Source organism: Accumulibacter sp. (assembly GCF_036625195.1).
Lineage (GTDB): Bacteria > Pseudomonadota > Gammaproteobacteria > Burkholderiales > Rhodocyclaceae > Accumulibacter.
In genome coordinates this window covers 1,197,975-1,216,873 of record NZ_JAZKUG010000001.1, presented here as the reverse complement: position 1 = coordinate 1,216,873, position 18,899 = coordinate 1,197,975, and the positions used below count along the sequence as shown (strand labels likewise).

Below are 18,899 nucleotides of genomic sequence, written 5' to 3'. Positions count from 1 at the left end.
GGTTCGAACAAGTCTGTTGATATCATCACTTAAACCATTCCATTCATCAATTTAGATGTTCTGGGGAAGGGTGGAGAAGGACGGTATGAAGCTGTGGGGAAAAAAGGAAAACTTTCGTCCGCGGCGCTTCGTCGTCGGTTGTCCACCGTCAGCCAGTCGGTTCCCCACCGACTTTTCCCCTGTCCCGATCACCCCTTGAGCACCTGCTCAAGCACGTGCACATCATGGTTCAAAGTCTCATCCTTGATGCGCAATTGATCGATCGTACGTACCGCGTGCAGCACGGTCGTGTGGTCGCGGCCACCGAAATGCTCGCCGATCGCTGGATAGCTCAGCGATGTCAGGTTTTTTGCCAGCCACATCGCGATCTGTCGCGGTCTCACCACGACGCGTGTCCGCTTCTTCGAGAAGAGGTCTGCGACCTTGATCTTGAAGTACTCTGCCACCGTCTTCTGGATTCCTTCGATCGTGATCTGCCTGTTGACCGAACCAATGACATCTTTCAGCGCCTCCTTGGCGAGCTCGAGGGCGATCTGTTGGCCATGAAACGCAGAGTAGGCAAGGACCTTCTTCAGGGCTCCCTCAAGTTCGCGGACGTTCGAGCGCAGGTGTTTGGCAATGTAGAACGCCACTTCATCATCGAGCGCCACCTCCTCCTGCTCCGCCTTCTTCTTCAGGATCGCCACCCGCATTTCGGTCTCCGGTGGTTCGATCTGTACCGTCAGTCCCCAGTCGAAACGCGTCACAAGGCGGTCCTCGAGGCCGGAAATGTTCTTCGGGTAGGTGTCACAACTGATCACGATCTGCTTCTTGGACTCGCTCAACGCATTGAAGACGTAGAAGAACTCTTCCTGGGTTCGGTTCTTGCCGTTGAAGAACTGGACATCATCGAGCAGCAGGACGTCGAGCGACCGGTAATAGCGTTTGAAGACATCAAAGGACTTCTGCTGATAAGCGCGAACGACGTCGGAATAGTAGTCTTCGGCGTGCACGTAGCGCACCACCTTGTTCGGCCGCTGCTGCAGGATGGCATTGCCGATCGCGTGGATCAGGTGGGTCTTGCCAAGCCCGGCACCGCCGTAGATGAACAACGGGTTGTAGCTGCTGCCTCCAGGGTTGTCCGCGACGCGATGCGCAGCGGCGCGGGCGAGGTCGTTGGCCTTGCCGACCACCAGGTTGTCGAATGTGAAAGCAGCGATCAGACGTGTCTTCTCATAGCCGGAGCAGTCTCGCTCGGTCATACCGACAGAGCTCGAGGGACCGGCAGAGCCCGTCGAGGCCAGGGTTCGAGCGGCTTCGCTCCTCTCGGCGGGAGCGGGTGAGGCTTCGCTGGTCGAGCTCCGTCGCTCCGCCAGGCTGAGCGTGATACTGACCGGCAGTTCGAAATACTCGCTGCCAAGCGCCTCGATGCGCGCCAGGTACCGCTCCTTGACCCACTTGAGGATGAATCCGTTCGGCGCCAGCAAGCGCAGGCCGTTTGCCACCTCCTCCTCACCCTCGAGACGAAGCGGACGTATCCAGGTGTTGAACTGCTGAGGTGGTAGTTCCTGCTCGAACTGACTCAGACACGAGGCCCAGAAACTACTCATCGGCGATCATCGTGAAAACGTCCGGCTGCCAGACCACACCCTGGCCCGCTGCGAAAAACAGTGGCTTTTCCAATGAAATCAGAAGCATTGCTGGCGTTGCCCGGGATGGTTGGCGGCCACGACAGTACCTGTCCAAGCGACACCGACCTTCCCCCGATGGCCTGCTGCCGCTGCTGTCAGAACCCGCAAGACGCAGATTCTAACCCGTTGCGCGGAAGTTATCCACAGCGCCGAAAAAAATATGGTCTTGACAAGGGTTGCCCCGAAGCTGTCTAATCGCACGTTTTTTGCGTCTTTCACTTCAAGGGCTTAGCCATGAAACGTACCTATCAGCCGTCAGTCGTTCGCCGCAAGCGGACACATGGCTTCCTTGTCCGCATGTCCACTCGCGGTGGACGTGGCGTGATCAGCGCCCGGCGCGCCAAGGGTCGCCATCGCCTCGGGGTTTGAGCCGGTGGCCTGAAGCAGCAAGTGAGGGCCAGCCGCGCCCGGCGGCTTTTCCAAAGACCTGCCGGCTCCTCAGGACGGATGAGTACTCATCCGTTTTTGCTTTCCGCAAGGCACTGAAGAGCCGCCATTTCCTGCTACATTATCGTCCCCAGCAGGCTGTCGAAGCTGCCGGAGCGCGGCTTGGCCTGGTCGTGGCCAAACGTTTTCTGCGCCGCTCCGTCGACCGGAACCTGCTGCGACGATTGGCAAGGGAAGAATTCCGGTTACTGCGGGTCGACCTGGTTTCGCATGACCTCGTCCTGCGCCTGGCGGTCAAGCCGTCGGCTCTCGACCGGAAAGCCATGGCCCAGGAAATTCGCCGCCTTCTCTGCAAGCTCGCTTCACCCCAACCATGAGCCGATGAAACATCTTCTGCTTGCGCTGATAGCCTTCTACCGATATGCGGTCAGCCCGATCCTGGGACAACGGTGCCGCTTCTTTCCCAGTTGTTCGCAGTACGCCGCCGATGCGGTACGGCGTCACGGCGCCTGCCGCGGCTCGGGCCTCGCACTGCGTCGGCTGTCACGTTGTCACCCCTGGAACCCGGGCGGTTTCGATCCGGTACCCTGATCAACGACTGAACATGTAGGTTTTCATGGACCACCGACGCCTCCTGCTGCTGCTCATCTTCTCTTTCTCCCTGGTCATGCTGTGGGATGCGTGGCAGAAGCACAATCTGCCGAAAGCGCCACCGGTTGCGGCCTCGGGCACGGCCGAGGCGCCGGCGCCGAAACCAAGCGGCAGTTTGCACACGCCGCTGCCGGAGGCACCGGCGCCGGTCGCCGTGGCCACTCCCGAAAAAGCCGAGACGGTGACCATCGGCACGGACCTCTTCACGGCCGAGATTTCCCTTCAGGGCGGCGACATCGTCCGCCTGCAACTCAAGGACTATCGCGACAGCGTCCATAAGGAACGGGTCTTCGCGCTCTTCGAGCCGAAGCACCAGTACTACGCGCAGAGCGGTCTGATCGGCGACGGTCTGCCGAACCACAAGACGCGGTTCTCGCTGGTACCGGGGGTCCATGAACTTTCCGGGGATGCCCAGGAGGTGGTGCTGCGCCTCGAAGCGGAAGCGGGCAATGGTGTCCGGGTCGCCAAGACCTACACCTTCAAGCGCGGCAGCTACCTGATCGGGTTGAAGCAGGAGATCGAGAACGCCGGCGGCAGGGAACTCGTCGCACACGCCTATTACCAACTGCAGCGCGACGTCAAGGCGCCCGACGGCGAGAGTTCGATGGTTTCGACCTTTACCGGCCCTGCCGTCTACACCGAGCAGGACAAGTTCCAGAAGGTCACCTTCGCCGATATCGAGGCCGGCAAGGCCAAGTTCGCGAGCAAGGCAGACAACGGCTGGATCGCGATGATCCAGCACTACTTTGCCAGCGCCTGGATTCCCGAACCCGGTCTGCCGCGCGAGTTCTACATGCGCAAACTGGAGAACAGCCAGAAGCCGGCAGTCGCTGCCGGCGTCATCGTCCCGGTGCCGGTTGCCGCTCCAGGGACCAAGGTGGCTCTCGAAGTGCCGCTCTACGCCGGACCGCAGATCCAGACGACACTGGACCAACTGGCGAAACCCAAAGCCGACGGCGGCATCGGTGCGCAGGGTCTGCCGCTGGTCGTGGACTATGGTTGGCTGACGGTCATCGCCGCGCCGATCTTCTGGTGCCTCGAGGCGATCTACAAGGTGGTCGGCAACTGGGGTTGGGCGATCGTCATCCTGACGATCATCATCAAGCTGCTGTTCTTTCCGCTGTCGGCCGCCAGCTACAAGTCGATGGCCAAGATGAAGACGGTGACGCCACGGTTGATGCAACTCAAGGAGCGCTACGGTGACGATCGCCAGAAGCTCAACCAGGAAATGATGGCGCTCTACAAGCGCGAGAAGATCAACCCTCTGGGCGGCTGTCTACCGATTCTTGTCCAGATCCCGGTCTTCATCGCCCTCTACTGGGCCCTTCTCGGCGCCGTCGAAATCCGCGACGCGCCCTGGATTCTCTGGATCAAGGACCTCTCGGCGCCAGATACGCTGTTCGGCGTGATTCCGGTCATCGACATGCCGATCGGCCTGTTGCCGATCATCATGGTCGCCTCCATGATCTTGCAGACCAAGCTCAACCCGACGCCACCCGACCCGATCCAGGCCAAGGTCATGCTGATGATGCCGTACATCTTCGGCATCATGTTCTTCTGGTTCCCCTCCGGCCTGGTGCTCTACTGGGTGGTGAACAACATCCTGTCGATTGCCCAGCAATGGCAGATCACGAGGATGATCGAGAGTGGCGGAAAGGCCGCCAACGACAGCAAGGCCTGAGCAGGCAGCTGCCAGCGACACCATAGCCGCCATCGCCACCGCCAGTGGCCGTGGCGGCGTCGGTGTCATTCGCGTGTCCGGCGCCGGCCTGCTGGACTTCGCGCATCACCTGAGCGGCAAGCACCCGGCGCCGCGGCACGCCACCGTCGCAGACTTCCGCGCCGCCGACGGTACGGTGATCGACTGTGGGCTGCTGCTCTACTTTCCAGCGCCGCATTCCTTCACCGCCGAGGATGTTCTCGAGCTGCACGGCCACGGTGGTCCGGTCGTCCTGCACATGCTGCTCAGCCGCTGCCTCGAGCTCGGCGCCCGACTCGCCGAACCGGGCGAGTTCAGCCGCCGCGCCTACCTCAACGGCAAGATCGACCTCGCGCAGGCGGAAGCCGTCGTCGACCTGATCGATGCGGCGACGACTGCCGCAGCCCGCAGCGCGCTTCGTTCCCTGCAGGGCGAGTTCTCGCGCGAGGTCAGCCAGCTTGTTGACCAGCTCGTCGAACTGCGGGCACTCGTCGAGGCGACGCTCGACTTTCCCGACGAAGAAATCGACTTTCTCGAGGCGGCCGACGCCCGCGGCCGCCTCGACCGCCTGCAGGCGCGTCTGGCCGGGGTATTCGAGCGCGCCCGGCAAGGCCGCCTGCTGCAGGGCGGCCTGCATGTCGTCCTCGCCGGCCAGCCGAATGTCGGCAAGTCGAGCCTGCTGAATTGCCTCGCTGGGGACGACCTGGCGATCGTCACCGCCGTTCCGGGTACGACACGCGACCTCGTTCGCGGCACGCTGCAGCTCGAAGGAATACCGCTGCACATCATCGATACCGCAGGACTGCGCGACACCGAAGACCAGATCGAAAAAATCGGCATCGAGCGCACCTGGCGCGAGATCGAGCGCGCTGACGTCGTTCTCCTCCTTGCCGACGCGCGGCATGGTGTCGGCGTTGCCGAGCGCGAGATCCTCGCCCGCTTGCCTGCGCATCCGACGCGATTGACCGTCTTCAACAAGATCGACCTCGTCCCGGCGCGCCCGCAGCGCCGCCAGCAGGACGATGGCGTGCTCATCTCGCTCTCCGCCCGCTCTGGCGAAGGCGTCGAGCTGCTGCGCCACGAGCTGCTGCGAATCGCCGGCTGGCAGCCGGCCGAGGACGTCTTCATCGCCCGCGAACGACATCTGCAGGCGCTCGCGGGTGCGTGTGCGCACGTGGCACTGGCGCAGGGGCAACTGCCGCAACTCGAACTCCTGGCCGAGGAGCTGCGCCTGGCACAGCGCTCGCTCGCGGCGATCACCGGCGAGTACAGCAGTGACGACCTTCTCGGCCAAATCTTCGGCCGCTTCTGCATCGGAAAATAGCGAGCCTTCCGAAGCGCTCCGGAGAGTACACCCAACCACTTGAAAGACTGTGAAAACACTGGTCTTCTGGTCTGCTGTTGGCTTGCATGTTCCGCACGAAGCCGCATACAATTGTGCCCATGGTTGTGCCCATTGCCCAAGTCTGTTCGTGACCATGGGCACAGTCAAAGAGCGGAATCAGCATTGAATCGACCATTTCCGCTTCGGAGAAATCAGACTGAAGGGCAAGAGAGGAGCCGTGAAATGCCTACATGCCAAGCAAGACAAGGGATACGGGCAGTTGTGCCCATGACTTCGTTGTGTGCCCATGGTGGCGCTGCTTCATGGGCACAAACAAGGGGCGTGACATGGCGCTGACCGATACCCGACTGAAGAACATCAAGCCGGGCGACAAGGTGTTTCAAGAGTCGGACGGCGGTGGGTTGTTCGTGGAAATCATGACCGGCGGGGCCAAGGTCTGGCGTATCCGCTACCGCCTTGCAGGGAAGCAGGAAAAGATGACCCTTGGCGAGTACCCCGCCTATTCGCTGGCCGAGGCTCGCCAGTGGCGCGAGGCATGCACGATACTGGTGCAGCGTGGCCTGTCGCCAATGGCCTTGAAGCGCGGCGACAAGATCGACGACGACACGCTGCCGGAAGTCAAAGCGCTGGCAACCGCCTTTCTCAACAAATGGTGCTTGCAAACGGTGGCGAAGGTGAAGGCGAAAGAGGCCGAAACCAAGCAAGCGGATACGGTGGAAGCCTTCGTCTGGCGATGGTTTGCCGAGGTTGCCGAGCCTGCCAACAGTGCGCCCCGCAACATCAAGCGCATCCTGGAGAAGGACGTGCTGCCTGCGATCGGCACCAAGCAAATTTTCGATGTGACCGTCGACGACGTGCTCAAGATCACCGACGCGATCAAGGCCCGCGGCGCCGATCAGATGGCACTGCAAACCCGCAACGTGCTGAAGCGCCTGTTCGCCTATGCCATCGCACGCCAAAAGATGACGTTCAACCCTGCTGCAGCGGTGGAAGCGAAATTTATCGCCACCGCCAGAAGCCGCGAGGTAGCGCTGTCGTCGGATGAGGTCGGGCGACTCTTGCGGGCGATCTACCAATCGTCCATGAAGCGGGCGCACAAGCTGGCCCTGCACCTTCTCATTCTGTGCATGGTCCGAAAGGGGGAGCTGATCGCGGCGAAGTGGGAGGAAATCGACTTCGACAAGGCAGAATGGTCGATCCCTGGCGATCGCATGAAGATGGACAGGCCGCACCTTGTGTCGTTGTCCCGGCAAGCTGCGGCGATGTTCGAGGAACTGAAGGCGCTGGCGAGCGGTTCTGAATGGGTTTTTCCGAGTCGCGGCGACCTGCATCAACCGATTGCTCACAGTACGCTGAACGTGGCCGTGCGAGCGCTCGAAGTCGATGTGCGGGACTTCGTGATTCACGACTTCCGGCGGACTGCCTCAACGCATTTGCACGAGGCCGGATTCAATTCCGACTGGATCGAGAAGGCCCTTGCTCATGAAACCAAGGGCATCCGGGGCGTCTACAACCGGGCGCAGTACGCCGACCAACGGCGCGACATGCTCCAATGGTGGGCGGATTTCGTGGATAGCCAGATTCAGGACGGCCGTGGCAAGGTAATCATCGGGCCTTTCGGGAAGGCTTATCAATCGGCCGCATGACCTGAAAAAACCTAAGTCTTGCCGCACGTATCCCGACGGGGCGAAAACCGGGAAATCCTTGCCTGGCTGGTGTGCGTTCTGATTCAAGGGAGAGGGAAGGGGACACTGCATGAACATAAACCTATCAGAGGCCCTAAAGGAAAAGATGTTTGGTGACGAGGCAGTCATTCGTCACCTAAAGAGCTGTGAGGACGCCTTTAGTGCCGGCAACAGGACGGCACTCTATGAAGCCATTGCGCTTTGCGCTCGCTTTCAAGCTGTAATTCCGGAATGGGCTGCCGATGTCATCCTTGAGGGCGAGAAGGCCTTGAAGTCCGGGGAGTGCAAGGACTTCAACGAGTTTTTTTGCGGCGCTGGCAACAGGTTTGAGAGCCAACGGGCGCGGCGACGCGAGGAGCGAATCAAGGCCAACGTTGGCAATGTCATTGGCCAGCTCACAAAATATCGGTGTGAGGGCGGGAGTCTGAATGCAGAGGAGGCATTCGGCCACGTTTCAGAGATTACAGGTTTGCCCCGGCGCGATGTTGAGGAAATATATCGGCGGCACGGGACACGAATCAAGGATATACCGCCCGGCAACCCCGGTGGAGTCAGCTACTGCTCAGGCCACGGAATTCTGGAGCTTCCTCGCCGATCTGGCCGCCCAATCTTGTAAAGAGAGAGGACACAGTTCCTCCTGCATTTGTGTCTGACTTGTCCATGCGCCGTCTATAGACTGCATGCCATGTTCCGGGCTGTTCCGGGGCGCTTTGCCTTTCACAGGAGAAAGCGAAACATGGCTGCACAAATCAAAACTGCGCTTACCATCATTCGGCGCAAGCAAGTGGAAGCCCGCACCGGGCTTTCTCGTTCGACCATCTATGCCAAGCTGCGGCATAACCCTAAGAGGCCGAGCGACTATGACCCCACCTTCCCGAGGCCGGTATCCGTTGGAGCAAAGGCTGTCGGCTGGGTGGAGTCAGAGCTTGAGGCTTGGCTGACTGCCCAAATCCAGAAGAGCCGCATGGCTTGAAGGGGGGGCGCGCGACCATGACCCCCAAAGAAAAAGCCGCCACGGGGGCGAACCAGGCGGCTTCAAGCAGTGCATTCGACGGTGACATTGTAGCCGAGATCCCGAAGAACAGCCGAGAGGTCTACCGCATCGTGCGGCGCGACTTCAAAGGCTATCCGCTGGTCGACGTTCGCGTCTGGTTCGACGACGCCACCACCGGCGAACTGCGGCCGGGCAAAGGCTTGTCGATCAAGCTCGAATCCTTGCCGGAGATTGTGGCGGCGCTGTCCTCGCTGATCGAGAGGGGCCGGCGATGAGTACGGCAAATCACGACAGGCCGCCGATGGTCACCGGGCAGTGCGCGGATGTTCTGCACTTGCTGCGCACGCTTCAGCCCATGCCGTCCTTCATCCTGACGGCTGACCATGCCATTCCAGAAACCGCGGCGCGAATTCACGAGCTGCGAGCGAAAGGGTTCAACGTCCTGACGGTGATCATGCCCGAGTATGAATTCCGGGGCGTCATCCGGCGCAAGGTCGCGCTGTACTCGCTGGGTAAGCCGGAATGGCCGGCGTCGGGCTTCCTTGACGATCAAGGGGGCGGCGAATGAACGCACCCTGTCCCATTCCGCAACCTGATCCCGCGACGATCCTCAGCGCGCTGGCGGCGCTGTTTCAGCCTGACGACGTGGTAGAACTGCGGTCCTTCGCCAAAGGGGGTCGCAAGCGCACCGACGCGGGATACTTCGACGGCGGGAACCGGCAAGCGCTGGCGGAGCACGCGGTCCGGCTGAACAAGACCGGCGGGGCGGTCTATGTGACCCTCAACCCGATCGACCCGCAACTACTGAGCCGCTACGCCAATCGGATCGAACACGGCGCGCAGGCGACGACGACGGACGCGCAAGTAACCCGTCGGCGCTGGCTGCTGCTCGATTTCGACCCGGCGAGACCGACCGATACAAGCGCGACCGATGCGCAACTGGAACACGCCAAGGCGGCAGCGCGCGTGTGCTGGCAAGCGTTGCGGGCTGAGGGCTGGCCCGATCCTCTTGTGGCCGAATCCGGCAACGGCACCCACCTGCTCTATGCGCTGGATCTTCCCAACGACACGGAGAGCCGGGATTTGGTCAAGGGCGCACTCGCCGGGCTGGCGGCGCGCTTCGACACCGATCAGGTAAAGCTCGACCAAAGCGTCTTCAATGCGGGCAGGATTATCAAGCTATACGGCACCGTGGCGACCAAGGGCGACCATACGCCGTTGGCACCCTGGAGGCTGTCGCAACTCGTGGCGACACCGGAGCGCAGCGCAGTGGTCACCGCTGATCAACTGCGCGCTTGGATACCGGCGAAAACGGCCACGCCCCTAGCGCAATCTGCCAGCCATCAACCCGGCAACGGGCAGTTAGGCGCTTTCGACCTGGACAACTTCCTGGTGCGCTTGGGCATTGCTGCCGAACAGGACATTCACGAAGGCAGCGATCGCTTCAAACTGGCGCACTGTCCGTTCAACCCCGAGCACGGCAAAGGGGAGGCAGCCATCTTCAGAAAAACCAGCGGCGCCCTGGGCTTCAAGTGCCAGCACAATTCGTGCTCTGGCAAGAGATGGGAGGATGTCCGGGCGCTGGTGGACGGGGCGCGAGAGCAACGCCAAGAACCAGCGGTGGATTTCTCCGGCCTACTGAACCAAGGACAAGGGGCAACCCCTGAAAGCGCCCTGAGCGGCGACGGGCGCAAGCTGCGCGGTGCGCTGGCGGCGATTCCCAAAGATGCGAAGTCCGGCAAGCACTCGGCATCGAATCTCATCGGCATGGCGCTTCGGCATTCGCTGTCGGGCATCGACGAGGGCGAGGGGGCGGCGCTGTGCAGCGAGTGGGACCGGATGACGGGCGGCGCCTCGCTGGCGGTGTTCCAGAAGTCCAACCCTGACTACTGCGCAACGCAACCGGTGACGACGGCATCCGTGTTTGCCCTGGCCAAGGCGCACGGATGGGCGGGCGAACCCGAGCCGGAACCATGGGGCGAGCCGTTGCCGATTCCTTCCGCACTGCTGCCGGTAGAACCGTTCGACGTGGCGCTGCTGCCGGAGGCGCTGGCACCGTGGGTGGCGGACATCGCCGAGCGGATGCAATGCCCTATCGACTTCCCCGCCGTCGGCGCCATGGTGGCCCTGTCGTCGGTCGTCGGCAGAAAGGCATGCATCAGACCGAAGCGGCACGATGATTGGCAGGTAACGCCGAACCTGTGGGGCGTGATCGTGGGGCGACCTGGCGTGATGAAATCCCCGGCGCTGGCCGAGGTACTGAGGCCGCTTGATCGACTGGCAGCGATTGCCGGCGAGGCGCACAAAGCGGCGCTGCGTGACCACGAGATCAAGGCGAAGCTCGAAGGCATGGCCGGCAAGGCAGCAGAGACCAAGGCGCAAAAGCTGGTGGCCGCCGGCAAGATCGGCGAGGCCGAGCAACTACTCGCCGGAGCTGCCGATGCAGAGGAAGCCGGCAAGCCTGCCCTGCGTCGCTACAAGGTGACTGACGCCACCATGGAAGCCTTGAGCGAGATCCTGATAGACAACCCCTGGGGCACGCTCGCCTATCGTGACGAGTTGAACGGGCTGCTGCGGAGTCTCGACAAGGAAGGGCAGGAAGGCGCGCGGGCCTTCTACTTGCAAGGCTACGATGGCAACCAGGGCTACACATCCGATCGCATCCTGCGCGGGCGAAACCTGCACATCGACGCTGTCTGCATTGCGATGCTGGGCGGTATCCAGCCAGGCAAGCTGCAGGCGTACATCCGGGACGCCGTGAGCGGTGGCGCGGGCGATGACGGGCTGCTGCAGCGTTTTGGGTTGCTGGTCTGGCCGGACGTGACCGGCGAGTGGCGCAACGTCGACCGGTGGCCGGACACCGACGCCAAGCGCGTCGCGTTCGAGACTTTCCAGAGGCTTGATGCCTTGGCGCCTGGCGTTGATCCCGACGACGGAAAGGAGGTTCCCGCGGTCTACCGCTTCTCGGATCCGGCACAGGCCCTGTTCGACGACTGGCGGAAATCGTTCGAGACCGCTTTGCGATCTGATGAGCATCACCCGGCAATGGAATCGCACTTGGCCAAGTATCGGAAGCTGGTGCCGGCGATCGCGCTGGTTTGTGCGCTGGCGGACGGCAAGGGCGAGGTGGACGGCAAGGATCTGCTGCGGGCGCTGGCATGGTCCGAGTATCTGCAAACGCATGCAGCGAGGGCTTACGCGGCAGGCACGAGGCCGGAGACTGACGGCGCGACCGCACTGCTGGCCAAGATCAAGGCCGGCGCGGTGGTCGATGACTTCAAGCCGGCGGATGTGTACCTCAAGGGCTGGTCGTACCTTGGCTCGCCTGAAGTCGTGAAGTCGGCGGCACAGATGTTGTGTGACCTGGGTCATCTTCGCAGGGTGGTCACTCGACAGCAACAAGGTGCAGGAAGGCCGGCGATTTCCTATCACATCAACCCGGCGACGCGGGCGAGGGGCTGACCATGGGCTACCTCGACCAACTGAAGAATATTGCCAATGGGTCGGACGCCGGACCTAAAGAAACTAAAGAATTGCCAAAGCCGAATTGTTTAGGTTTTTTAGGTTCCCCATGTGGGGTGTTGGAAGAAATGCATGCCGCCGATACGCGGCAGTTCTGGCTGCTGCACTTCTCCGACCACGAGCCGCTGACGGTGGCATTCTCGCCAGCAGCGACCCATGCCGAGGTGCTCGACGCCTACCCGTGTGCGGTGGCCGCGGAACCGATTGGGCCGGCCTGGCGGCAACCCGACACCCTGCTGGCCGGTGATCAGGAAGCGGCAGTCATCGCCTGGCTGGCGCAGATCGGAGAAACCGACCGAGCCATCATCGACGACGTCCTGGCCCTGTGCAGGCACGACGGAGATGCACGGCAATACTTCCTTGGCCGGGCAGCGAACGCTGACCCGGACTGACCAATCAGACGAGATAGGCGAAATGACGGCGAAGCGCAATAAAGGATCTTTCATCCGCGGTACGGCAGCGCATCGGCGCACCGAAAGCGATTACATGGGGGCGCTGCTCGAAACCGTAACCCTGGACGATTGGCGGGACGTGGTAGCGGGCGCACTGCAAGCGGCGAAGGGCGGTGACCCCGCGGCGCGGGCCTGGCTGGGTCAATATCTCGTCGGCAAGCCAGAGACAAAGGCGCCAAGCGCGTTGACCGTCGTGGTTCAGCAATGGAGCGGGGGCGATCCGGTTGCCGAGAAGTTGGCAAAGCCAATTCTTGACCGGGCACTCTACCCAACGTCACACGAAAACGACGATTGGAAGGAAAGCGTCAAGGTCGCAATCGCGGCGGAGCTGGCGCAAAAACTGCCCCTATCAAGACCCGACGCAACGCCAGCTACAGCAAGGGATTCAGGCGATTCGCGGGCTTGACATACACGCGATTTCCCAAATGATTTCGGAAAATCCAGCGAGGCAGAACAATGGGCGGATTCGGTAGCGGGCGGCGGTGGGGCAAAGAAACGACAAGCGACATGCGACCGCTGGATATTCGCAAGTTGCAACGCGATGGCCTGCTGACACCAGGCCAGAGCATCACCTTGAACTGGTCACGCAACGGCGAGCAGGTAGCGACCATCCAAGCGCGGACGGAGGCCGAGCACGTGACCTTGATCTATCGCCACAAGAGCGGCGGTAACGACTGGCAACCGATGGACTACCCGGTACGGCTGGAATGGACGGCTTGCACCCTGGGCGGGCGGCGCGCGTGGTTCCTCTGCCCGGCGGAGGGATGCGGGCGGCGCGTGGCGCTGCTCTACATTGGCGGCGCTGGCATCTTCGCCTGCCGTCATTGTTACCGGCTGGCGTATGCCTGCCAACGGGAAGCGGCTGACGATCGAGCGGCGCGGCGGGCCGACAGCATCCGCGAAAGGCTGGGCTGGCAGGTGGGCATCCTGAACCCGAACGGCGGCAGGCCAAAGGGGATGCACTGGCGCACCTTCAATCGACTGACTGCCGAGCATGATGCCTTCGTTGGGGTATCGCTGGCCGGTATGTCTGCCCGCCTGGGGCTGATCGAGCGGCGGCTTGACGGCGTGCGGGCTGTTTCGCAAAAACCTGAAAGGGGGCGCTGATGGACCAGCTAGGGTAAACTGCCGCCTCGATACTTGATGGCAGTTCCCCTCAATGGCTGACCACTACGACGACTACACCCGCGAGCAACTCCTGCGCCTGCTGCGCGAGCGGGACCGTCGGCCGCGCTTCGGGCTGGTGTGGGAGCGCGACGAGATCGACCACGACCTGTCGGTCAACAACGATTTCGTCGCGCTCGATTGGGATGCCGAGCTATCGTGCGGCGAAGGGCCGCAGAGTAATGTGATCATTGAGGGCGACAACTTCGACGCGCTGCGCTATCTGCGCATGACCCATGCCGGCCGCATCAAGTGCATCTACATCGACCCGCCCTACAACACCGGCAACCGCGACTTCATCTACAACGACCGCTTCGTCGACAAGGAAGACAGCTACCGCCATTCCAAGTGGCTGGAGTTCATGTATCGGCGGCTGGAACTGGCGAAGGAACTGCTGACTGAAGACGGGGTGATTTTTGTTTCGATCGACGATAACGAAGCCTTTCATCTCGGCCTACTCATGGAGCAAGTATTCGGCGCATCGAATTTCGTAGCAAATTTCATTTGGCGCAAAGTCGATAGTCCGAACGATAACAAGGTCGCTGTTACACCCGACCACGAGTTTGTCCTGTGCTATGCCTCAGATAAGCAGCAAGCCCACTTTGCGCCCCTTTCTGCGCCCGACATCATCAATGCGTACAGGTTGGCGGCAGATGGCTCGCGATACCGTGACCGGCTGGTAAAAAAGAACGGGAAGAACAGCTTGCGGCGCGACCGGCCAACGATGTATTTCCCAATCATCGATCCCGACGGCATTCCAGTCTTGCCGATCCACGACAATGGTGAAGAAGCTTGTTGGGCGATGGGCAAGGATACAGTCGAAAGGCATCGTATGGCGGGCACGCTGATCTGGAAGCAACGGCAAAAGCTTGGCAAGACGGTGTGGGAACCTTATGCACGGGAGTTCGCCCCGGATACCCCGGTTCGGCCGTACCCGACTATTTGGGCGGACTTGCCGACGATGCGCCAAGCAAAAGCCATGCTGCGCGACATCTTCGATACTTCCGATTTGTTCAGCACACCCAAGCCTGTCGAATTGATAGAACGTCTATTGCGCATGATCAGCGACCCCAATGCCATCGTGCTGGATTTCTTTGCCGGTTCGGGCACCACGGCGCAGGCTGTGCTGAATCTGAATCGCGAGGACGGTGGCGAGCGCCGCTTCATTCTTGTCTCCAGCACCGAAGCCACGTCCGATGCGCCAGACAAGAACCTCTGTCGGGACGTCTGCGCCGAGCGCGTGCGGCGCGTGATCGCCGGTTACGACAACAAGAAGGGGCAAGCGGTAGCCGGGCTGGGCGGCGGATTCGCCTATCTGCGCTGCCGGCGGATTCCGGCGGCGACGGTGTTTCGTGGCATCCAGCACGCACAGGTGTGGACGGCGCTTCAGATGATTCACGACGTGGCGCTAGCGCCCTATCAAGACGCATTGCCGATCCAGTCTGCGGAAGGGCAGCGCGGCTTGGTGATCTATCTGCCCAAGCTGACGGACGCGGTACTCGAAGCGCTACAAAGTTCGATTCACGCCGCCGGGCAGGCGGTGGTGTACTCGTGGCAGCCGGCCTTGCTGGCGCAACGGCTGACCGATCCGCGCCTGGCCTTCGAGCCGATTCCTGCCTTCTTGGTCAATCGCTTCGGCGCTCGTTCCTCGGCGGTGGGGCGGCCATGAGCGCGCCAGCACCCAAAGGGTATCAGCGTGAGGCGGTGACCAACGCGCTGGAGATCTTCCGCTACGCCGAAAGTCAGTTGCGCCAGGCAGAGGATGAACCCAGCCGCGCAGCAGCGACGGCCTTCAACGGCTGCCTGCTGCTGGAAGCGCCAACTGGTTCGGGCAAGACGCTGATGGCGGGGATGATCGCCGAGACCTTTTCGGCACCCGACTGGGATGCCAATGCGCGCATCGTCTGGTTCTGGTTCACCCCCTTCGCCGGACTGGTCGAGCAGGCCAAGGGGGCGATCAAATCCACCTTCGTCGGCCTGCGCGTGCGTAACCTGCAAGGCGACCGCAAGACACGCGGCATCAAGAGCGGTGACGTGTTTGTCACCACCTGGGCCTCGGTGGCGGCCACGAACAAGGAAACGCGCAAGATTCGCAGCAGCGGCGACTCTGTGGTGGCGCTGGACGACTTGATTGGCGAACTGCGTGCGGAAGGTTTCCGCATCGGAGTCGTGGTGGACGAGGCGCACCATGGTTTCACGCGAGCGGCAGAGGCCGTGCGCTTCTACCGCGAGACCATGCGGCCGGACTTCACGCTGATGATTACCGCCACGCCCGACGATCAGGACGTGGACAAGTTCAAGAAGGCGGCGGGTATTGGGCACTTGCACCGCGTCTGCGTCAGCCGCAAGGAGGCGGTGGATGCGGGGCTGATCAAGGACGGCATCAAGTCCATCGCCTATCTGGCGGCGGACGATCAGAAAGAACTGGTGGACTTTCCGGCGACCGCGCTGGCCGATGGCTGGGGCATGCACGGGGCCATCAAGCAGGGTTTGCAGGCTGCCGGCATTGGCCTGGTGCCGCTGATGCTGGTGCAGGTGGGGAACAGCAACGCGGCGGTCCAAGAAGCGCGGACCCTGCTGGCCGCTTTGAGCGTGCCGGAATCGAAAATCGCCTGGTACACGGCGGACGACCCGAACGACGATCTGTTGGCGGTCGCTATCGACGAACAGAAGGAAGTGCTGATTTTCAAGGTAGCCGTTGCGCTGGGTTTCGACGCGCCGCGCGCCTTCACGCTGGTGTCGATGCGCGGGGCGAAGGACACGGATTTCGGCATTCAGGTGGTCGGTCGCATCCTGCGCGTGCATGGCCGGTTGCAGGGGCCGACGCTGGAACAGAAGCTGCCCGAGCTGCTGCGCTACGGCTATGTGTTTCTGGCCGATGCGGCGAATCAGAGCGGGCTGGTGCATGCCGGCGAGAAAATCAACGCGATCCAGAGCGAGCTATCCCAAGTTTGCCCGTTCACGATGGTGGTGAAGGTGGCCGGACGCAACGAAATTCAGGTCACGCACAATGGCCAGGCGCAATTGCTGTCGGTGCCCTACACGCCGCCCGCTTGGTCTGTAGCGGACGCGGGCAGCGGCAACGCTGGGGCGCATGTGGCTGCACCACCGAGCTGGCAGCCGACCGGGATTTTGACGCATCTGGTGCTGACGCCACCGGAAACCGCACCGCAATCGCCGGACACACCCCGCAGGAGCCCGCTGCTCTCGGGCAATCGGCGCTTTCCCGTTCGCAACGGTGTGCCGCGCGTCCATCGCGCTGAGCGTCTGCCGCTGTCAACCGGCGATCTGTTGACCTGCATCGCTGCCAGCATCGCCATTGACCATCAGGTCTTTCAAGCCGGCTTGCGTCAGTCGGTGAAGGTGACTCGGCGAATCGTTGACGTGTTCGAGGGCAGCGAGGAAACAGAGTCGCTGCAGGCTCGCCTGTCCGACGACGAAATCGCGCGACGGGCGCAAAGCGTGTTGTTCGACGCCGGCTATGTCGATCCACGGGATCTACACGATGCGCTCCTGACGCGGTTGAAAAGCGAGTTTGGCCACCGTGGGATCGACGTCGACCACACGGGGCTGGAACGTGCCTTGAACCGCATCATGGCCACCTGTCCCCACTTGATCCGGGTGGCGGCGCGTACCTGCGCGGCCCGCTTCAAGGAGGTTTTCGATACGGCACCATTGCCGGAGTTTGTCGAAACGCAGGCTGGCGCGCAGCGGTCGCGCCGCAATGTCTATGGCGTCATGCCGCAAGATCTGAACGGGCCGGAACGGGCGTTCGCCGACCTGCTCGACGCCGACACCACCGGCACGGTCGACTACTGGTTCCGCAACGAACCGCGCAAGCCGTGGTCTATCTGCATCGTGATGCCCAGCGGCGACCGCTATTTCCCCGATTTCGCCGTCAAGGTGGCTGGCCCTGGGCCGGATAGTAGACTGCTCCTAGTGGAAATCAAGGGTAGGCACATCCTCAACGGCGATGCTACGGTGGACAAGATTCTCGCCGAACACAAGCTGTACGGCGTGCCTTTGATGCTGACACAGAATGATGACGGTCGCTTCATGACAGTCAGGTTCTTCCCCAAGACCGGGCGCAACGAGGAAGACCAGATTTTCCGCCTGGAGAATCTAGCGGGCTACTGTCGCGCATCATTCATCTGACTCCGGGCAGATCGCTGCCCTTGGCGCGATTAGGTAGCCTGGCTGCGGTATTGCTGGCTGTCGTCGGGCCGCGATCCAGGCTATTGACGGGTCGCATCTGTCGGAAACGACAGATAGCCAAACCGAGACGCGCACGGTTACTGCGTAACGGTCCCGACCTGTGCAAGCGCCGGAGGATTGGGACTGTCACGAAGTAGGCTGCCGACGCTGGCCGGCCTGTCACTTGGTTTTCGCCAAGCGGGGATTTGCGAATCTCTCGCGAGCAAGTGATCGCCGACCAGGCCGGGCTGAAAACCTGTCGGCCGGCGTCGCACAGGGGGACAACCTAAAGAAGTGTGCCCATAGTTGTGCCCATTGCGGGCCTTCGCATTTTTCACCGCCTTTAACGGCAAGGCTTTGCACCTAGTCGCTAGCTTCTGCATCGATAGCGAGCCTTCCGACGCCGGCAAGGATTCCGAGCGACCGCCCGACGAGATCCATGAATCGACGGGCAGTGACCCCAGTGCGGCCGGACCCGCCTGCGGGTGGTGAGGACGCCAGGTGGCGACCCGCGGCCCGAGCCGCCCGGACGATGCGTCCCCAGCGGCCGGAGGTCAGCACAGGTCCGTCTGCACGTCGGATCGAGGAAGCGGGATCGACCACTTCGCTGGCCTGCTTCTCCTCCCGTCAGCTTCCCTGATGTGGCAGAATGCGCCTGCTCGCCGGGGCCGCCAAGCGCCGGCGGACCGTGCGGAACAGAAGCTGCTGGCGCAGCACGCATCGGCGATCAGGGATCCGGCGGAGGGCCTGGCGTTGCCGTTGTCGCTGCCTGCCTGAGAATCGAAAGGAAAACCATGTCGCAGTTCGACAACGTCTCGGTGGTCAAGAAGGCCAACATCTATTTCGACGGCAAGTGCGTGAGCCATACGCTGCTGTTCGCGGACGGCACGCGGAAGACGATCGGTGTCATCTTCCCCTCGTCGTTGACCTTCAACACCGCCGTGTCCGAGGTGATGGAACTCAATGCTGGCCGCTGCCGCATCCGGCTCGCGGGCGAGAGCGAGTGGCGCAGCTACTCGGGTGGTGAGCGCTTCGTGGTGCCCGGCAACTCGAGTTTCGACATCGAGACCCTCGAAACCCTGGATTACGTCTGCCACTTCGGATGATCCGCCGCCCTCGGCGCCGCCAGTTGCCGC

General features: G+C 62.1%; 18 protein-coding genes. 17 read left to right on the top strand and 1 reads right to left on the bottom strand.

All coding sequences use genetic code 11. The features are described from left to right. Positions 1–188 precede the first annotated feature (188 nt). Positions 189–1,589: a chromosomal replication initiator protein DnaA gene (gene dnaA / locus V5B60_RS05300; protein ID WP_332345975.1), complete on the bottom strand. Its 1,401-nt coding sequence runs from the start codon at positions 1,587–1,589 to the stop codon at positions 189–191. A 315-nt stretch (positions 1,590–1,904) separates the two neighbouring features. On the opposite strand from dnaA, the gene rpmH reads away from it, so the two are divergent. From rpmH to V5B60_RS05215, 17 genes are all read left to right on the top strand, one after another. Beyond that, the gene (gene rpmH / locus V5B60_RS05295) at positions 1,905–2,039 is read left to right on the top strand and encodes a 50S ribosomal protein L34 (protein WP_332345974.1); all 135 of its coding nucleotides are present in this window, start codon (positions 1,905–1,907) and stop codon (positions 2,037–2,039) included. Further along, a complete protein-coding gene (rnpA, locus tag V5B60_RS05290) occupies positions 2,036–2,434 on the top strand; it encodes a ribonuclease P protein component (protein WP_332345972.1) in 399 nt (132 codons plus the stop codon). The genes rpmH and rnpA overlap by 4 nt, the downstream gene beginning before the upstream one ends. Positions 2,435–2,438: 4 nt before the next feature. Continuing rightward, entirely contained in the window at positions 2,439–2,648 is a 210-nt protein-coding gene (yidD, locus tag V5B60_RS05285; RefSeq protein WP_332345971.1) for a membrane protein insertion efficiency factor YidD, read from the top strand. Positions 2,649–2,673: 25 nt separating this feature from the next. Beyond that, positions 2,674–4,389 carry a membrane protein insertase YidC gene (gene yidC / locus V5B60_RS05280; protein WP_332345970.1) on the top strand — a complete coding sequence of 572 codons (1,716 nt, stop codon included), beginning with the start codon at positions 2,674–2,676 and terminating at the stop codon, positions 4,387–4,389. Next, the gene (mnmE, locus tag V5B60_RS05275) at positions 4,355–5,731 is read left to right on the top strand and encodes a tRNA uridine-5-carboxymethylaminomethyl(34) synthesis GTPase MnmE (RefSeq protein ID WP_332345969.1); all 1,377 of its coding nucleotides are present in this window, start codon (positions 4,355–4,357) and stop codon (positions 5,729–5,731) included. The genes yidC and mnmE overlap by 35 nt, the downstream gene beginning before the upstream one ends. 347 nt (positions 5,732–6,078) lie before the next feature. Continuing rightward, positions 6,079–7,398 (top strand): tyrosine-type recombinase/integrase, encoded by a 1,320-nt coding sequence (locus V5B60_RS05270; RefSeq protein ID WP_332350427.1) that lies wholly within the window; start codon positions 6,079–6,081, stop codon positions 7,396–7,398. 109 nt (positions 7,399–7,507) lie between these two features. Beyond that, entirely contained in the window at positions 7,508–8,053 is a 546-nt protein-coding gene (locus V5B60_RS05265; protein ID WP_332345968.1) for a hypothetical protein, read from the top strand. Between the two features lie 120 nt (positions 8,054–8,173). Further along, positions 8,174–8,410 (top strand): helix-turn-helix transcriptional regulator, encoded by a 237-nt coding sequence (locus V5B60_RS05260; protein WP_332345967.1) that lies wholly within the window; start codon positions 8,174–8,176, stop codon positions 8,408–8,410. Between the two features lie 17 nt (positions 8,411–8,427). Beyond that, on the top strand, positions 8,428–8,706 hold the full coding sequence (locus V5B60_RS05255) for a transcriptional coactivator p15/PC4 family protein (RefSeq protein ID WP_332345966.1): 279 nt from the start codon (positions 8,428–8,430) through the stop codon (positions 8,704–8,706). Between the two features lie 26 nt (positions 8,707–8,732). Then, a complete protein-coding gene (locus V5B60_RS05250) occupies positions 8,733–8,999 on the top strand; it encodes a helix-turn-helix domain-containing protein (RefSeq protein WP_332345965.1) in 267 nt (88 codons plus the stop codon). After that, positions 8,996–11,893, top strand: a complete 2,898-nt coding sequence (locus V5B60_RS05245; protein WP_332345964.1) for a YfjI family protein — start codon at positions 8,996–8,998, stop codon at positions 11,891–11,893. Before V5B60_RS05250 ends, V5B60_RS05245 begins: the two co-directional genes overlap by 4 nt. 2 nt (positions 11,894–11,895) lie before the next feature. Beyond that, positions 11,896–12,345, top strand: a complete 450-nt coding sequence (locus V5B60_RS05240) for a hypothetical protein (protein WP_332345962.1) — start codon at positions 11,896–11,898, stop codon at positions 12,343–12,345. 22 nt (positions 12,346–12,367) lie between these two features. Then, the gene (locus V5B60_RS05235) at positions 12,368–12,811 is read left to right on the top strand and encodes a hypothetical protein (protein WP_332345961.1); all 444 of its coding nucleotides are present in this window, start codon (positions 12,368–12,370) and stop codon (positions 12,809–12,811) included. A gap of 101 nt (positions 12,812–12,912) precedes the next feature. Next, on the top strand, positions 12,913–13,512 hold the full coding sequence (locus V5B60_RS05230) for a hypothetical protein (protein WP_332345960.1): 600 nt from the start codon (positions 12,913–12,915) through the stop codon (positions 13,510–13,512). Between the two features lie 52 nt (positions 13,513–13,564). Then, positions 13,565–15,238 (top strand): site-specific DNA-methyltransferase, encoded by a 1,674-nt coding sequence (locus tag V5B60_RS05225; protein ID WP_332345959.1) that lies wholly within the window; start codon positions 13,565–13,567, stop codon positions 15,236–15,238. After that, positions 15,235–17,724: a DEAD/DEAH box helicase gene (locus V5B60_RS05220; protein WP_332345958.1), complete on the top strand. Its 2,490-nt coding sequence runs from the start codon at positions 15,235–15,237 to the stop codon at positions 17,722–17,724. Before V5B60_RS05225 ends, V5B60_RS05220 begins: the two co-directional genes overlap by 4 nt. 833 nt (positions 17,725–18,557) lie before the next feature. Next, positions 18,558–18,869 (top strand): pyrimidine/purine nucleoside phosphorylase, encoded by a 312-nt coding sequence (locus V5B60_RS05215; protein WP_332345957.1) that lies wholly within the window; start codon positions 18,558–18,560, stop codon positions 18,867–18,869. Positions 18,870–18,899 lie beyond the last annotated feature (30 nt).

Bases quoted from the DNA above. Each gene is read 5' to 3' on its own strand.
- dnaA (WP_332345975.1), bottom strand. From the start codon at position 1,589: ATGAGTAGTTTCTGGGCCTCGTGTCTGAGTCAGTTCGAGCAGGAACTA.
- rpmH (WP_332345974.1), top strand. From the start codon at position 1,905: ATGAAACGTACCTATCAGCCGTCAGTCGTTCGCCGCAAGCGGACACAT.
- yidD (WP_332345971.1), top strand. From the start codon at position 2,439: ATGAAACATCTTCTGCTTGCGCTGATAGCCTTCTACCGATATGCGGTC.
- yidC (WP_332345970.1), top strand. From the start codon at position 2,674: ATGGACCACCGACGCCTCCTGCTGCTGCTCATCTTCTCTTTCTCCCTG.
- V5B60_RS05270 (WP_332350427.1), top strand. From the start codon at position 6,079: ATGGCGCTGACCGATACCCGACTGAAGAACATCAAGCCGGGCGACAAG.
- V5B60_RS05265 (WP_332345968.1), top strand. From the start codon at position 7,508: ATGAACATAAACCTATCAGAGGCCCTAAAGGAAAAGATGTTTGGTGAC.
- V5B60_RS05260 (WP_332345967.1), top strand. From the start codon at position 8,174: ATGGCTGCACAAATCAAAACTGCGCTTACCATCATTCGGCGCAAGCAA.
- V5B60_RS05255 (WP_332345966.1), top strand. From the start codon at position 8,428: ATGACCCCCAAAGAAAAAGCCGCCACGGGGGCGAACCAGGCGGCTTCA.
- V5B60_RS05250 (WP_332345965.1), top strand. From the start codon at position 8,733: ATGGTCACCGGGCAGTGCGCGGATGTTCTGCACTTGCTGCGCACGCTT.
- V5B60_RS05245 (WP_332345964.1), top strand. From the start codon at position 8,996: ATGAACGCACCCTGTCCCATTCCGCAACCTGATCCCGCGACGATCCTC.
- V5B60_RS05240 (WP_332345962.1), top strand. From the start codon at position 11,896: ATGGGCTACCTCGACCAACTGAAGAATATTGCCAATGGGTCGGACGCC.
- V5B60_RS05235 (WP_332345961.1), top strand. From the start codon at position 12,368: ATGACGGCGAAGCGCAATAAAGGATCTTTCATCCGCGGTACGGCAGCG.
- V5B60_RS05230 (WP_332345960.1), top strand. From the start codon at position 12,913: ATGCGACCGCTGGATATTCGCAAGTTGCAACGCGATGGCCTGCTGACA.
- V5B60_RS05225 (WP_332345959.1), top strand. From the start codon at position 13,565: ATGGCTGACCACTACGACGACTACACCCGCGAGCAACTCCTGCGCCTG.
- V5B60_RS05220 (WP_332345958.1), top strand. From the start codon at position 15,235: ATGAGCGCGCCAGCACCCAAAGGGTATCAGCGTGAGGCGGTGACCAAC.
- V5B60_RS05215 (WP_332345957.1), top strand. From the start codon at position 18,558: ATGTCGCAGTTCGACAACGTCTCGGTGGTCAAGAAGGCCAACATCTAT.